Annotated in this window: 17 protein-coding genes; 8 read left to right on the top strand and 9 right to left on the bottom strand. The window is 60.6% G+C overall.

Annotated features, from left to right (window positions below; translation table 11 throughout):
- Nucleotides 1–13: 13 nt before the first annotated feature.
- The 4 genes from trmD to ffh all read right to left on the bottom strand — a co-directional run bounded on the left by trmD (nt 14) and on the right by ffh (nt 3,193).
- Nucleotides 14–766: a tRNA (guanosine(37)-N1)-methyltransferase TrmD gene (gene trmD / locus AC1Z1G_RS05425; RefSeq protein WP_347904333.1), complete on the bottom strand. Its 753-nt coding sequence runs from the start codon at nt 764–766 to the stop codon at nt 14–16.
- A 2-nt stretch (nt 767–768) separates the two neighbouring features.
- Nucleotides 769–1,308 carry a ribosome maturation factor RimM gene (gene rimM / locus AC1Z1G_RS05420; protein WP_019692016.1) on the bottom strand — a complete coding sequence of 180 codons (540 nt, stop codon included), beginning with the start codon at nt 1,306–1,308 and terminating at the stop codon, nt 769–771.
- A gap of 5 nt (nt 1,309–1,313) precedes the next feature.
- Nucleotides 1,314–1,565, bottom strand: coding sequence for a 30S ribosomal protein S16 (gene rpsP, locus AC1Z1G_RS05415; RefSeq protein ID WP_003198088.1), 252 nt, complete (start codon nt 1,563–1,565; stop codon nt 1,314–1,316).
- Nucleotides 1,566–1,816: 251 nt separating this feature from the next.
- On the bottom strand, nt 1,817–3,193 hold the full coding sequence (gene ffh / locus AC1Z1G_RS05410; protein WP_003209589.1) for a signal recognition particle protein: 1,377 nt from the start codon (nt 3,191–3,193) through the stop codon (nt 1,817–1,819).
- A 208-nt stretch (nt 3,194–3,401) separates the two neighbouring features.
- Between ffh and AC1Z1G_RS05405 the strand changes: the two genes are divergently transcribed.
- The 3 genes from AC1Z1G_RS05405 to AC1Z1G_RS05395 all read left to right on the top strand — a co-directional run bounded on the left by AC1Z1G_RS05405 (nt 3,402) and on the right by AC1Z1G_RS05395 (nt 7,096).
- Complete coding sequence (locus AC1Z1G_RS05405) at nt 3,402–4,214, top strand: cytochrome C assembly family protein (protein ID WP_483625495.1); 813 nt, start codon at nt 3,402–3,404, stop codon at nt 4,212–4,214.
- Nucleotides 4,215–4,226: 12 nt separating this feature from the next.
- Nucleotides 4,227–5,474 (top strand): transporter associated domain-containing protein, encoded by a 1,248-nt coding sequence (locus AC1Z1G_RS05400; RefSeq protein WP_483625493.1) that lies wholly within the window; start codon nt 4,227–4,229, stop codon nt 5,472–5,474.
- A gap of 308 nt (nt 5,475–5,782) precedes the next feature.
- Nucleotides 5,783–7,096: an MFS transporter gene (locus AC1Z1G_RS05395; RefSeq protein WP_483625491.1), complete on the top strand. Its 1,314-nt coding sequence runs from the start codon at nt 5,783–5,785 to the stop codon at nt 7,094–7,096.
- A 118-nt stretch (nt 7,097–7,214) separates the two neighbouring features.
- Here AC1Z1G_RS05395 and purT read toward each other — a convergent pair whose 3' ends face one another.
- From purT to AC1Z1G_RS05370, 5 genes are all read right to left on the bottom strand, one after another.
- On the bottom strand, nt 7,215–8,396 hold the full coding sequence (gene purT / locus AC1Z1G_RS05390) for a formate-dependent phosphoribosylglycinamide formyltransferase (RefSeq protein WP_483625490.1): 1,182 nt from the start codon (nt 8,394–8,396) through the stop codon (nt 7,215–7,217).
- Between the two features lie 96 nt (nt 8,397–8,492).
- Nucleotides 8,493–8,960 (bottom strand): preQ0 transporter, encoded by a 468-nt coding sequence (locus tag AC1Z1G_RS05385; protein WP_483625488.1) that lies wholly within the window; start codon nt 8,958–8,960, stop codon nt 8,493–8,495.
- A 108-nt stretch (nt 8,961–9,068) separates the two neighbouring features.
- Nucleotides 9,069–9,284 carry a DUF1289 domain-containing protein gene (locus tag AC1Z1G_RS05380; RefSeq protein WP_483625486.1) on the bottom strand — a complete coding sequence of 72 codons (216 nt, stop codon included), beginning with the start codon at nt 9,282–9,284 and terminating at the stop codon, nt 9,069–9,071.
- Nucleotides 9,281–9,805: a gamma carbonic anhydrase family protein gene (locus AC1Z1G_RS05375; RefSeq protein ID WP_483625484.1), complete on the bottom strand. Its 525-nt coding sequence runs from the start codon at nt 9,803–9,805 to the stop codon at nt 9,281–9,283. Before AC1Z1G_RS05375 ends, AC1Z1G_RS05380 begins: the two co-directional genes overlap by 4 nt.
- Before the next feature lie 70 nt (nt 9,806–9,875).
- Nucleotides 9,876–10,475 carry a CoA pyrophosphatase gene (locus tag AC1Z1G_RS05370; protein ID WP_483625482.1) on the bottom strand — a complete coding sequence of 200 codons (600 nt, stop codon included), beginning with the start codon at nt 10,473–10,475 and terminating at the stop codon, nt 9,876–9,878.
- A gap of 146 nt (nt 10,476–10,621) precedes the next feature.
- Between AC1Z1G_RS05370 and AC1Z1G_RS05365 the strand changes: the two genes are divergently transcribed.
- From AC1Z1G_RS05365 to AC1Z1G_RS05345, 5 genes are all read left to right on the top strand, one after another.
- Nucleotides 10,622–11,173 (top strand): NUDIX hydrolase, encoded by a 552-nt coding sequence (locus AC1Z1G_RS05365; RefSeq protein WP_483625481.1) that lies wholly within the window; start codon nt 10,622–10,624, stop codon nt 11,171–11,173.
- A 39-nt stretch (nt 11,174–11,212) separates the two neighbouring features.
- Nucleotides 11,213–11,716: a L,D-transpeptidase family protein gene (locus AC1Z1G_RS05360; protein WP_483625479.1), complete on the top strand. Its 504-nt coding sequence runs from the start codon at nt 11,213–11,215 to the stop codon at nt 11,714–11,716.
- Nucleotides 11,717–12,182: 466 nt separating this feature from the next.
- On the top strand, nt 12,183–12,914 hold the full coding sequence (locus AC1Z1G_RS05355) for a GntR family transcriptional regulator (protein ID WP_483625478.1): 732 nt from the start codon (nt 12,183–12,185) through the stop codon (nt 12,912–12,914).
- Nucleotides 12,915–12,930: 16 nt separating this feature from the next.
- Nucleotides 12,931–14,037, top strand: a complete 1,107-nt coding sequence (nagA, locus tag AC1Z1G_RS05350; protein ID WP_483625476.1) for an N-acetylglucosamine-6-phosphate deacetylase — start codon at nt 12,931–12,933, stop codon at nt 14,035–14,037.
- Complete coding sequence (locus AC1Z1G_RS05345; protein ID WP_483627755.1) at nt 14,030–15,040, top strand: SIS domain-containing protein; 1,011 nt, start codon at nt 14,030–14,032, stop codon at nt 15,038–15,040. Before nagA ends, AC1Z1G_RS05345 begins: the two co-directional genes overlap by 8 nt.
- Nucleotides 15,041–15,046 lie beyond the last annotated feature (6 nt).

Here is a 15,046-nt window from a genome sequence, read left to right as displayed (position 1 = left end):
CATCGATACGTTGTTAACTATCGTCCCGCTCGCGGATGTATTCCTCGAGCAGCTTCTTCTCTTCTCCAGAAAGCGAGCGGCTTTCCAGAAGATCGGCGCGTCGTTCAAAGGTCCTACCAAGGGACTGCTGTAAACGCCAACGCCGGATATGCGCGTGATTGCCACTTAGCAACACGTCGGGAACACGCTGATCCGCATACACCTCCGGTCGGGTGTAGTGCGGGCAATCCAGCAGACCATCCGTAAAGGAATCTTCCTCGGCGGAGTCCGCATGCCCTAAAGCTCCAGGCAGCAGTCGTGTAACCGCGTCAATCAGGACCATCGCCGGCAGCTCGCCACCAGACAGTACATAGTCACCAATCGACCACTCTTCATCGACATGAGCATCAATAAAACGCTCGTCAATGCCTTCATAGCGGCCGGCAATCAGGATTAGTGCACCCTCATTCGCCAACTCGCGTACCGCCGACTGAGTCAGTTGACGGCCTTGGGGCGACAGGTAAATTACCTTCGCCGCCTCCCCGGCTGCTGCCTTGGCCTGAACCAGAGCGTCTTCCAGGGGCTTGATCTTCATCACCATGCCCGGGCCACCGCCAAATGGGCGATCGTCCACAGTGTGATGTCGATCCGTTGTGTAGTCTCGCGGATTCCAACAGGTCAGCTGCAAGAGCCCCTGTTTCACCGCGCGACTGGTGATGCCGTAGTCGCTGATGGCGGAAAACATCTCGGGAAACAAACTGATCACTTCTACGCGCAAGTTAGCCACGCTTAGAAGTCCGCGTCCCAATCCACCTTCATCTCGCCTGCTGCGAGGTCGACAGCCAACACGCATTGCTCCGTATAGGGCAACAGGCGTTCGCGATCATCCAGGCTGCCAGCGCAAGGCTTGACCACCATGACATCGTTCGAGCCAGTCTCCAGCAGGTGATCGATCTTCCCGAGCAATTGCCCGAGGTGGTCGATAACCTTCAGACCTTCCAGCTGGTACCAGTAGTACTCGCCGTCGGTCAGATCAGGAAACAGGTTACGCGGCACGCAGATTTCAAAACCGGCCAGAAGACGAGCTTCTTCACGGTCATCGAGACCTTTGAGCTTTGTGACCAGGAACTTGCCGTTATGTACACGGCCGCTGACCAGCTCTACCTGCCGTACGTCGCCTTCGCGCTTGAGCGTCCAGGTTTTGTAGTCCAACAGGTTTCCAATCGGATCAGTAAAGGAAAAGACCTTCACTTCGCCGCGAACGCCGTGGATCGAATAAATCTTGCCGATAACGATCAAATCATCAGCATTGGCGGGCGTGGCGTTCATATTGCTCAGGCCGCAGCCTTAGCAGATTCCTTCAGCAACTGAGCAACGCGCTCAGAAGGTTGTGCACCAACGCTCAGCCAGTAGGCTACGCGCTCTTGGTTCACGGACAGACGGACTTCTTGACCACGAGCAACAGGGTTGAAGAAACCAACCTGTTCTTTGTGCGAACCGTCGCGCGGGTTGCGGCTGTCGGTTACGGTCAAGTGGTAGAACGGGCGCTTTTTGGAGCCGCCAAGGGCAAGACGGATTGTTAGCATGTGAACATAGTTCCTGTAGTCGGTGCTGCAAATCTAAATGCACAGCGGGCATAGGTGCCCGAAAGGCCGCATATTCTAAGGAATATCCGGACTTTTGCAAATGTCTTTTTCCGGCGCCTATCGGCGTGCCATCCAGATTTGCTATAGAGCCGTTGCGAACAACGGCGAGTCAGCGCCCCGCCAATGCGGGCCTGCTGTGTGCCCCACGTCCGTGTGGGGACCGCGTCGACATGACTGCCAACGCGAAATCTTTACATTTTCGGCATGCCGCCGCCGGGCAACATACCGCCCATGCCGCGCATCATTTTGGCCATTCCGCCCTTGGCGGAGAATTTCTTCATCATCTTCTGCATCTGCTTGTGCTGCTTGATCAAGCGACCGATGTCCTGCACCTGGGTGCCGGAACCCATGGCGATCCGGCGTTTGCGCGAACCGCTGATCAGCTCAGGGTCGCGCCGCTCGGCCGGGGTCATGGAGTTGATGATGGCTTCCATCTGCTTGAACTGTTTCTCTGCCGCGCCCTGGGCATTGCCCATTTGCGCCAGGTTCACGCCACCGATGTTCGGCAGTTTGTCCATGAGCCCGCCGAGGCCGCCCATGTTCTTCATTTGTTGCAACTGATCGCGGAAGTCTTCGAGGTCGAAGCCCTTGCCCTTTTTCAGCTTCTTGGCCAGTTTGTCGGCCTTGTCCTTGTCGAGCGTCGCCTCAGCCTGCTCGATCAGGCTGAGCACGTCGCCCATGCCCAGGATGCGCGAAGCGATACGCTCAGGGTGGAACGGTTCGAGCGCTTCGCTCTTCTCGCCCATACCGATGAACTTGATCGGCTTGCCGGTGATCGCACGTACCGACAGCGCGGCACCGCCACGGGCGTCGCCGTCGACCTTGGTCAGGATCACACCGGTCAGCGGCAACGCATCACCGAAGGCCTTGGCCGTGTTGGCGGCGTCCTGGCCGGTCATGGCGTCGACCACGAACAGCGTTTCAACCGGGTTGATCGCCGCATGCAGGGCCTTGATCTCGCCCATCATCTCTTCGTCGATGTGCAGGCGACCGGCGGTATCGACGATGACCACATCGATGAATTTCAGCTTTGCTTCTTTAATAGCCGCTTGTGCGATGTCGACCGGCTTCTGGCTCAGGTCGGACGGGAAGAAGGTAACGCCCACTTCACCGGCCAGCATTTCCAGCTGCTTGATCGCCGCTGGACGGTAAACGTCCGCGGAAACCACCATGACCGACTTCTTCTTGCGCTCTTTAAGGAAGCGCGCCAGTTTGCCGGCAGTGGTGGTTTTACCCGCACCTTGCAGACCGGCCATCAAAACGACGGCCGGCGGCACGGCGCTCAGGTTCAAATCTTCGTTGGCCGCGCCCATCAGGCTTTCGAGTTCGGCCTGGACGATCTTCACGAAGGCCTGGCCCGGTGTCAGGCTGCGCGACACCTCGGTGCCGACAGCGCGCTCCTTGACCGAATTGACGAAGTCTTTGACCACCGGCAGGGCGACGTCGGCTTCGAGCAACGCCATGCGCACTTCACGCAGGGTGTCTTTGATATTGTCCTCGGTCAGCTTGGCCTTGCCGGTGACATGGCGCAGCGTCTGCGAGAGACGGTCGGTTAAGTTTTCAAACATGCGCGATCCTTTCAGGCCCTATGGAGACCGAGGTAATGGCGGCCCAGACCGTGAAAAACATGTGCTCGGCGAGCCTGCGGCGTGGGCAGGTCGCGGATTATAGCGAAGACTGCGTCTGGCGCACACCCGCCGTCTGGTTCTACAGTCTTTCGTGCTGCGCCGGTTCTATGCCAAACTCAGCCCCTTTCGGGTCTGCCTAACAGGATTTATGCTCCCCTTGTCACCCAGCTTGCTCACCACCCTCGCCGCCGCCTGCTTGTATGCCGCTGCGACTGTCTACCAAGGCACACGTCTGGCCAAAGGCGCCAAGGCGAACAAACGCCTGCTGGTCACGCTTGGCGTTCTCGCCTTGCTGGCCCACAGCGCCAGCCTTCTCACGCACCTGATGATGCCTGCGGGGCTCGGTCTGGACTTTTTCAACGCCGCCAGCCTGATCGCCGTCGCAGTGATTGCCCTGACGTTGCTGGCCTGCTCGCGCATCCCGGTGGAGAACCTGCTGGTGTTGCTATTCCCGCTGGGATTGGCGACGGTGCTGCTGGCGCAGTTCGCGCCGACGGGCACGGTGCAGGTAATCGACGAGGAACCGGGCATTCTCGCCCACATCCTGTTGTCGATCCTGGCCTACGGCATGTTCACTATCGCGGTGTTCCAGGCCTTGCTGCTGCTGGTGCAGGATCATCAGCTCAAGCACAAGCACCCGTCCGGGCTGATCAAGAACTTTCCGCCGCTGCAAACCATGGAAAGCCTGTTGTTCGGCTTCCTATGGGCCGGCTGGACGTTGCTCTCACTGTCGCTGATCTCCGGCTGGTTGTTCGTCGAAAACCTGTTTGCCCAGCATCTGGTGCACAAGACCCTGCTGGCGTGCCTGGCCTGGATCGTGTTCAGCGTGCTGCTGTGGGGGCGTAATCATCTTGGCTGGCGCGGCCACAAGGCGATTCGCTGGACCCTCGCCGGTTTCTGCCTGCTGATGCTGGCCTATTTCGGCAGCAAGCTGGTCCGCGAATTCATTCTGCACATCTGACGGGCGTTTGTTATGGATAACTTGCCCCTGGGGCCGCTCCTCGCCGTGCTGGCCCTGCTGATTTTATGGTCGGGGCTGTTTACCGCCATCGAAACCGCCCAGCAACTGCTGCTGGCCCAGCGCACCGCATCGCGCTCTGGCGACAAACCGGTCGCCAGGCTGAGCTTCCCGCTCAATAGCCTGATCCTTTGCAATACCTTGTGCCGCACGCTGGTGGTGGTCATCAGCACGTTGCTGGCGGTATTCAGTTGGGCCGAAAACGGCCCGTGGCTGGCCTGCCTGAGCGCGGGTAGCGCGTTGCTGGTGTTTGCCGATTACCTGCCCCGAACCCTCGCCAATCGTTACCCGGAAGCCATTCTGGCGCTGGGCAACGGCCTGCTCGGCGTTCCGCTGAAAATCATCTACCCGGCCGCATGGCTGTTCAACGGCATCAGCCAGTTGCTGCTCAAGCCGCTGGCGCGCAAGGCCAAGGTCGTCCAGCAAAGCGACGACGAGCCGCCAGCCCCTCAAGGCAACGAGGCCGATCACGAACACGCGAGCTGCCGCCCACACGCCCTCTCGGGCATACATGCGCTGGACAACATCACGGTCAACGACATTCTAGTGCCACGCAGCGAAGTGGACGGCATCAACCTTGATGACCCGATCACCGAAATCATCGAGCAACTGCGCGCCACCAAACGCACGCGGCTGCCGGTGTTTCACAGTGACATCAACCAGGTCGAAGCCGTGCTTAACACCCGGCAGATCCGTCACTTGCTACCCGACGCCAGCCTGACCCCGCAAGCCTTGCTCGCAGCCTGCCACGAACCGTATTTCGTGCCTGAAAGCACGCCGCTGCAACTGCAATTGCTGAACTTCCACAAGCAGCAGCGGCGCCTGGGCATGGTGGTCGACGAATACGGCGAAGTACTGGGCATCGTGACGCTGGAAGACATTCTGGAAGAGATCGTCGGCGAATTCGAAAGCGAGCACAGCCTCGACAACCCGCACATTCACCCCCAGGCCGACGGCCGACTGGTGATCGACGGCGCGGCGTCCATTCGCGAGCTGAACAAGAGCCTTGGCTGGCACCTGCCCAGCGACGGCCCGAAAACCCTCAACGGGCTGGTGACCGAAGCACTGGAAACCATCCCCGATTGCGCGGTTTGCCTGAAAATTGGCCGTTATCGTCTGGAAATCCTCGAAACCGAGGACAATCGTGTCAGCCGGGTGCTGATCTGGCATACCTCTTCGGTGCCGACCGCCTCCAAAATCTGACACCGTTTTCTGTGGCAAGGGAGCTTGCTCCCGCTGGGCTATCACAGACACCGCGACGCCCTTCAAAGAACGCATTCAACCGCTTTGCCGCCGCTGCGCGCCCGAGCGGGAGCAAGCTCCCTCGCCACACAATCCATCGCCATTCCTTGCCCCTTGTTGAATCGTTAGCCGCCTTCCTATAATCGAGCTGCTTACCCAAGCCCCGCCCTACCCCGTGCTACCCGCACGATGCGCCAAACCCACATCCCTGGGTGTTTCAACCATAATAATTCGCTCCACGGGAGCACATGACTGTCAGGGATAACTGCATGACGACGAGCACTTACAGCGACACTGCGCCCACCCAACCGACAAACTCCGCCACGCGCGTCGCCACGGCGAGTTTTATCGGCACCGCCATCGAGTTCTACGACTTCTATGTCTACGCCACCGCCGCTGCACTGGTGATCGGCCCGGTGTTCTTCCCCCAGACCTCCGGCACCGCCCAGATGCTCTCGGCCTTCCTGACCTTCGGTATCGCCTTCCTGGCTCGGCCATTGGGCTCAGCCCTGTTCGGCCACTTCGGCGACCGCATCGGGCGCAAATCGACCTTGGTCGCGTCCTTACTGTTGATGGGCGTCTGCACCACATTGATCGGCGTACTGCCGGGTTACGACAGCATTGGCGCCTGGGCCCCGATCCTGCTGTGCGTGCTGCGTTTCGGCCAAGGGCTTGGACTGGGCGGTGAATGGGGCGGCGCAGCATTGCTCGCCACCGAAAACGCCCCCAAGGGCAAACGCGCCTGGTTTGGCATGTTCCCGCAGCTCGGCCCTTCGATCGGTTTTCTCGCCGCCAACGGGCTGTTCCTGACCCTGGCCATGACCCTCGACGACGAGCAGTTCCGCTCGTGGGGCTGGCGGATTCCGTTCCTGCTCAGCGCGGCGCTGGTGATGGTTGGCCTGTATGTGCGCCTGAAACTGCACGAAACCCCGGTGTTCGCCAACGCAGTGGCCCGTCAGGAACGGGTGAAAATCCCGCTGGTCGAGCTGTTCAGCCAATATTGGGCGCCGATGCTGCTGGGCGCAGCGGCGATGGTGGTGTGCTACGCACTGTTCTACATCTCGACGGTATTTTCCCTGAGCTACGGCGTTTCAACCCTGGGTTACAGCCGTGAAACCTTCCTCGGCCTGCTGTGCTTTGCGGTGTTGTTCATGGCAGCGGCCACCCCGTTGTCGGCCTGGGCCAGCGACCGTTTCGGGCGCAAACCGGTGCTGATCATCGGTGGTGTGCTGGCGATTCTCTCGGGCTTCACCATGGAACCGCTGCTGACCCATGGTTCGACCTGGGGTGTGGCGCTGTTCCTGTGCATCGAGCTGTTTTTGATGGGCGTGACATTCGCGCCGATGGGCGCACTGTTGCCGGAACTGTTCCCGACCCACGTGCGGTATACCGGCGCATCGGCGGCCTACAACCTGGGCGGTATTGTCGGGGCGTCGGCGGCACCGTTCTTCGCGCAGAAACTGGTGGCGATGGGCGGCTTGAGTTGGGTAGGCGGGTATGTGTCAGCGGCAGCGGTGCTCAGCTTAATTGCTGTGCTGTGCCTGAAAGAAACGCGGCATAACGATCTGAATCGGGTGGCCTGAAGTAAAAGCAAAAGCTTCGCGAGCAAGCCCGCTCCCACATTTGACCGATGTGAACACAGATTTTGTGTACCACTGAAATCCAATGTGGGCGAGCTTGCTCGCGATAGCCGCGACGCGGTTAGAGCTCTACAACGACAGCTTGCGAGGCACGGGTCGCCTTGGCGCGGGCGGCCTCGATGGATTCGTCACGCGCCAGGGCAACACCCATGCGGCGCTGACCGTTGACTTCCGGTTTGCCGAACAGACGCAACGCCGTATCCGGCTCGCTCAACGCTGCCCCCAGGTTGGCAAAAGCAGTCTGGGTCGACTTCCCTTCCACCAGAATCACTGCCGACGCCGACGGGCCGAACTGACGGATCAGCGGGATCGGCAAACCGAGAATGGCGCGTGCGTGCAAGGCGAACTGCGACAGGTCCTGAGAAATCAGGGTCACCAGGCCAGTGTCATGCGGGCGCGGGGAGACTTCGCTGAACCACACCTGATCGCCCTTGATGAACAACTCCACGCCAAACAGACCACGACCACCCAGGGCCTCGGTCACGGCTTTAGCCACGCGCTCGGATTCCGCCAGGGCAATCGGGCTCATGGCTTGCGGCTGCCAGGATTCCTGATAGTCGCCCTTCTCCTGACGATGGCCGACCGGCGCGCAGAAGGTGGTGCCGCCGACATGACGAACGGTGAGCAAGGTGATTTCGTAGTCGAAGTCGATGAAGCCTTCGATGATCACCCGGCCTTTGCCGGCACGACCGCCTTCCTGGGCGTAATCCCAGGCCTTCTGCACATCATCGACGCTGCGCAGCAGGCTCTGGCCTTTGCCCGAGGAACTCATGACCGGTTTGACCACGCACGGGAAACCCAGGTCATCGACCGCCTTGCGGTAGTCCTCGAAGGTATCGGCAAAGTGGTACGGCGAGGTCGGCAGGTCCAGCTCTTCAGCGGCCAGACGACGAATGCCTTCACGGTTCATGGTCAGCAACGCAGCGCGGGCCGTCGGAATCACGGTGAAGCCTTCGGCTTCCAGCTCGACCAGCGTGGCGGTGGCGATGGCTTCGATTTCCGGCACGATGAAGTGCGGCTTCTCGGCTTCGATGACGGCACGCAGGGCCGCGCCGTCGAGCATGTTGACCACGTGGCTGCGATGCGCCACCTGCATGGCCGGCGCGTTGGCGTAACGATCCACGGCAATCACTTCAACGCCCAGGCGTTGCAGTTCGATCACCACTTCCTTGCCCAACTCACCACAGCCACAGAGCAAAACGCGGGTCGCGGTTGGCGACAATGGAGTTCCGATACGGGTCATCTCAGGTCCTCAGAAGGAGCGGATCATCAAGGGCAGCCAAGCGGGCGACCCATGGGGAGAAAGCGCGGCATTTTACATGAACCCGAGGGTTTGGCTTCAGCTGACGATGGCCTGTTTACGCAAACGCCAGGCCATGATCAGCCACACGGCGGTCACACCGGCGAACTTCGAACCCAGGGCCGTCAGGATCACGCCCGGTGTCAGAGCATCGATCATGCCGAAAAAGATAAAGGTATCCAGCGGAATACTCAGCGCCGAACTGATCCATAAACGGTCATGCAGCGGGCGCTTGGTAATGCTGAACACCAGCCAGTCGATGCACTCCGACACCGCGAACGCCGTGGCGCTGGCCAGGGCGATGGACGGATCAGACGTAATGTAGGACAGCGCCAGCGCTGCCAGCATGGCGACAATCGAGCCGTGACCGAAGCGGATTTGCACCATGTCGCGCAGCACAAACACCAATCCACCCCAGGCTGACCAGATGATGTCCAGGTGCGGAGCGGTGGAAAAGGCGTAGTTGATCAGCACGACGCTGCCGATGTAGGAAATCAGGAAGAACATGGGGCGTGGGGATACCTGTCAGATTGGCGCACAGATTACTTCATCTCGGGTTTACAAATAACCTGTGGCGAGGGAGCTTGCTCCCTCACCACAAAAGCCCCGCACTATTCAATTATTGGATTTAGACGGCAACATCCAAAGCAACCCACTCGATTTGGCCCGTTCATGGCACAACCCCAACACCTGGCGGCGTTCGTCGTTGTCCATGCGGCTCCAACGGGTAATTTCCTCCACCGTGCGCTGGCACCCCGTACAGATATCATCCTCATCCAGCGCGCAAATGCTCACACAGGGCGAGGGCACCGGTCTTTCGATGACGTTCATTCTGCCTGCTCGACCAGATCGCGGGCATAGCGCTGGGAGTTATGCACGTAATGGGCGGCGCTGGCCTCGAGCATTTTCTTTTGCGCCTCGGTCAACTCGCGCACGACTTTGCCCGGCGACCCCATGACCAGCGAGCCGTCCGGAATTTCCTTGCCTTCGCCGATCAGCGAATTGGCGCCGATGATGCAGTTCTTGCCGATCTTTGCGCCGTTGAGGATCACTGCATTGATACCGATCAGGCTGTAATCGCCCACCGTGCACCCGTGCAGCATGGCGTTGTGGCCGATGGTCACGCCGGTGCCGATGGTCAACGGGTAGCCCATGTCGGTGTGCATCACGGTGCCGTCCTGTACGTTGCTGTTCTTGCCGATCAGAATCAGCTCGTTGTCACCGCGCAATACCGCGTTGAACCAGACGTTGGCGCCCTCCTCCAGTTTGACCTTGCCCACCAGCACGGCGTTGGGTGCAACCCAGCTCTGCGGGTGGGTTTCGACGCGGGCGTCGCCCAGGCGATATTTCATCGTTATTGTCCTCACGGCTCAGGCAGGCTTTCAACTGCAACAACAGGTTCACGCCATACGAGCGATGGCTTCAAATATTGATAAAGCTTTTGGGCGGGTGGTGCAGGCTGATCTTCGCGTCATAGAGCAGGTTGATCAACTCGACGATCATGATCGCCGTCAGGCCCCAGATCTTGTACTCGCCATAACGGTAGCTCGGCACGTACCAACTGCGGCCCTGGTAATCGATGCGGTGGGTATGTTCACGCGGGTCTTTGCGGAAGAACTCCAGCGGTACATTGAACACCGCGGCAATCTCGGCGTCATTGGCCTGGTATTCGACGAAGTCCGGGATCACCCCGACGTAAGGCGTGACCTTGATGCCATGCAGGGAGATCAACGGGCTGAGCGGGCCGATGATTTCCACCAGCCCCGGCGGCAGGCCGATTTCCTCTTCGGCTTCGCGCAGCGCGGTGAAGATCAGGTCCGGGTCCTCGGGATCACGGCGCCCGCCCGGGAAAGCCACTTCGCCGCCGTGGGTCGAGAGCCCGCTGGCGCGCAGGGTCAGGACAAGCTCCGGCTCCTCACTGCGAGTGATCGGCACCAGCACCGCGGCCTCCGGAAAGCGTTGGTCGGTCTCCAACGTACGCGGTATGTGATTGCTTACCCGATGCAGTAGCTCATCCAGCATGAGTGATCTCGATGTGTTCACTGTCTTGCATCATGCACCAAACCCATCGACCGCCCAACCCCCGAACTGCTGCGTGTCGCTAAACGACAACTTGCCGACAGACACCGCTGCACGCCAAGATAGGCGCAGCCTTCAGGAATCCCAGCATGAAATTCTGCAGCCACTGCGGTAACCCGGTCTCCCAGCGTATTCCCGAAGGCGATTCGCGCCTGCGGTTCGTCTGCGACACCTGCCACACCGTCCATTACCAAAACCCCAATATCGTCGCCGGGTGCGTCCCGACCTGGGGCACTCGGGTGCTGCTGTGCCGACGCGCCATCGAGCCGCGCCGCGGCTTCTGGACCTTGCCGGCCGGCTTCATGGAAAACGGCGAAACCGTCGAACAGGCCGCCATCCGCGAAACCGCCGAAGAAGCCTGCGCCCGAGTGCGCAACCTGAACCTCTACACGCTGATCGACGTGCCGCACATCAGCCAGGTGCATGTGTTCTTTCGTGCGGAGCTTGCGGACCTGGACTTTGCAGCGGGCGAAGAGAGCCTGGAAGTGCAGCTTTTCGAGGAAGCCGACATCCCTTGGTCAGAGCTGGCTTTCCGCACGGTCGGGCGTACCCTAGAATGCTTCTTCGCCGACCGCCGGACAGAGGACTACCCGGTGCGTTGCGAATCCATTCCCCCACTCGCTCAGCCTGCGATCACTTAAACAATAAAAGTACGCCGTACTCTCAGGGATATCGTTTCAATGCGTTGGTTGCTCGCGTTCCTCTGCCTGTCGTTTGTTGCTGTATCACAGGCCTCCACGGTAGAAACCCTGGACGGCAAAATCATCGAAAAAGTGCTGGTGCTCAAATCCGCTCATCAGTTGCAACTGATCAATGACGGCAAGCCCCTCAAGACCTATCGCATTTCACTGGGCAAAAAGCCTGTCGGCCCAAAACTGATGGAAGGCGACAAGCGCACCCCCGAAGGGCTGTACTGGCTGGACTGGCGCAAGACCAGCGACCGCTTCAACCTGGCGATGCACATCTCCTACCCGAACATCAGCGACTCTGCCCGTTCGCGCCGCGAAGGCGTGGAGCCCGGCGGCATGATCATGATTCACGGCACGCCGGATTCCGAAGACTACCCCGAGCAATACTTCCACACCCTGGACTGGACCGACGGCTGCATTGCCATGCGTAACGTGGACATGCGCGAAGTCTGGGGCCTGGTGCCCGACGGCACGATGATCGAAATCCGCCCATAGCCCGTAAACACACCACTCACTATCTGTAGTGAGGGAACTTTTGTGGCGAGGGAGCTTGCTCCCGCTGGGCTGCGAAGCGGCCCAAAACCCTCTGCAAATTGGTTTACCTGATAAACCTCGACAACCGACATCAGGGCCGCTTCGCGCCCCAACGGGAGCAAGCTCCCTCGCCACAAGGGCTGCTTTGCCTGAAAGATCGAAAATATTTTAAAAAAATTGTCGCCGTCAGCAGCCCCCCAGCTTGAATACCACTTCACACCACGAGCACTGTCGCAGACTGCGATTTCAACTTCAGCCCCCACCTCCCCTAATACCACTTCAAACCCAGCACCGCTGCGCTTTCCAGCAAGGCTCGCTTTCGCTCGTCCCGGGCAGACCACCGCCGTTGACATGGTATTTAAGTGGTATTAGTTTTGCGCCATTACCGGGCGACAACATTCCAATATCCGCATCGGAACCTCATCAGATGAACCACATCCTGGCCCTGCGCCCTGACGACACCCAACCCACGCCTTTGTACCTGCAACTGGCACGCAACCTGGAAGCGGCGATTCATGCCGGCCTCTGGAAAGCCGAGCAGGCGCTGCCATCGGAACGCAACCTCAGTGAAACGCTGAACATCTCCCGCGTGACCGCCCGCAAAGCCCTGGAAGTGCTGTTCGATCAAGGCCTGATCCGTCGCAGCCAAGGCTCCGGGACGTTCATCACCCCACGCCTGGAACAACCACTGTCACGGCTCTCCGGGTTCAGCGAAATGCTTCGCCTCAAGGGCTTTGTGCCGAGTTCGCAATGGCTGGAACGGGAAATCACCCAGCCGACCCACGAAGAATTGATCCGTCTCGCGCTCTCGCCCTACGACAAAGTCGCGCGCCTCAAGCGCCTGCGTAAAGCCGATGACACCGTCATGGCCATCGAGATGAGCACCCTGCCCGCCTCGATCATCACCCAGCCGCAAGCCATCGGCGCCTCGCTGTACGAATACCTAGACGGCATCGGCAAACCGGTGGTGCGCGCCCTGCAACACATCCAGGCAATCAACGCCTCGGACGAATTCGCCGCGCTGGTGGGCATCGCTCCCGGCACCGCCATGCTGCGCATGACCCGGGTCGGTTATCTCGAAGACAACACCCCGATCGAAGTCACCGACACCTATTGCCGCAACGACTACTACGACTTTGTCGCAGAGCTTCGACGCTGAAGCCGGAGAACCCTTCATGTCCGAAAACAACATCCTCACCGCCCAAGGCTGGGTTCGCGGCCGACTGGTCCATGAACACGGCAAGATCGTGCGCATTGAAGGCCAGGCGTGCGACCCGGCAGACAATGACCTGCCTTACCTGCTACCGGGTTTCATCGACTTGCACGTCCACGGCGGTGGCGGCCGGGACCTGATGGAAGGCACGCCAGCCTTCGAAACCATCACCAGAACCCATGTGCGCTTCGGCACCACCTCGCTGCTGGCCACCACCATGACCGCGCCGAGCGAAGAGATATCCCGCGTACTGGAACAGGTCGGCGAGTTCTGCGAGCGGCGCCCTCAAGGCTGCGCCAGGGTACTTGGGGTGCACCTCGAAGGGCCGTACATCAACCCCGGCAAACTCGGCGCCCAACCGAACTTCGCCCACACCGCGTTGATGACGGAAGTCGAAGCCTACATGGCATTGGCGCCGATCCGGGTGATCACCATTGCCCCGGAAATCGCCGGTCACGACAAACTGATCCGCGCCCTGAGCGAGCGTGGCGTGCGCATGCAGATCGGCCACACCCTGGGCAGTTACGAGGAAGGTGTCGCGGCGCTTGAGGCCGGGGCCACCAGCTTCACCCACCTCTACAACGCCATGAGCCCGCTGCATCACCGCGAACCCGGGATCGTCGGCGCGGCACTGGCCCACGCCAAATACGCCGAACTGATTCCGGACTTGCTGCACGTACACCCCGGCGCCATCCGCGTAGCCCTGCGTTCGATCCCGTGCCTGTATTGCGTCACTGATTCCAGCGCCGCCGCCGGTATGCCGGACGGTGAATACAAGCTCGGCAGCCACACCGTGACCAAATGCCTGGGCGGCGTGCGCCTGCCCGACGGCACGCTGGCCGGCAGCACCCTGACCATGGATCAAGCGCTGCGCAACCTGGTGAAAATCGGCCTGCCACTGTGCGACGCCTCCCAACGTCTTTCGCAATTCCCTGCCGACTACCTCGGCCTCAACGAGCGCGGCCGTCTGCAACCCGGCGCCTGGGCCGACTGCGTGCGCCTGGATCGCTCACTCACACTGACCGCCGTGATGGTCGAAGGAGAAGACATTGACTTCAAAAATGCTTGAAGAGGCGCTGTCCTCGTACAAAGCCGTCGAGACCCAATTGCAGCAACTCGACCCACAGATGATCGAGATCGCCGGGCGCCTCAACCGTCAGCCCCCCCAAGTGGTAATGACCGTCGCCCGTGGCAGCTCTGATCACGCCGCGAGCTACTTTGCCTACCTGACCATGCAACACGTGGGCGTTCCGGTGGCATCGCTGCCGATGTCAGTGGTGACCATGCAGCAAGCGCCGCTGAAGGTCAGCGGCCAGGTGGCATTTGCCTTCTCGCAGTCCGGGCAAAGCCCTGACCTGGTCAACAGCCTGCGCCTGCTGCGCAAACGCGGTGCCCTGAGCATTGCCATGGTCAACGCCGAAAACTCGCCACTGGAGGCCGCGTGCGAGTTCAGCCTGCCATTGTGTGCCGGGACCGAAAGCAGCGTCGCCGCGACCAAAAGCTTCATCGCCACCCTCAGCGCCAGCGCACGCTTGATTGCCCACTGGAAGCAAGACCCCGAGTTGCTGGAAGCCGGCCTCGCCTTGCCGGAAGGCCTGCGTGAAGCTGCGAAACAGGACTGGAGCCTGGCCATCGACGTCTTGCGTGATTGCCAGCGGTTGATGGTGATCGGCCGTGGCGCAGGGTTCGCCATCGCCCAGGAAGCAGCGCTGAAACTCAAGGAAACCTCGGCGATCCAGGCCGAAGCGTTCAGCAGCGCCGAAGTGAAACACGGGCCCATGGCCCTGATTAATAACAACTACCCGCTGCTGGTATTCGCCCCTCGCGGCGCCGAACAGGCAGGCCTGCTGAGCCTGGCGACCGAAATGCGTCAACGCGGCGCCCGTGTGTTGCTGGCCGCCCCCGATGACGTAGCCGAACGCGACCTGACGCTGAGCCGCGCCGAACACCCGGCGCTGGACCCGATCCTGGCGATCCAGAGTTTCTACGTCATGGCTGCCGGCCTCGCCGAGGCACGCGGCATGGACCCGGACCAGCCGCGTCACCTGAGCAAAGTGACCCGCACCCACTAACGCACC

Source organism: Pseudomonas sp. JL27(2026) (assembly GCF_056933555.1).
Note: the sequence above shows the minus strand (reverse complement) of the source record. Positions and strands in the feature narration are given on the sequence as shown.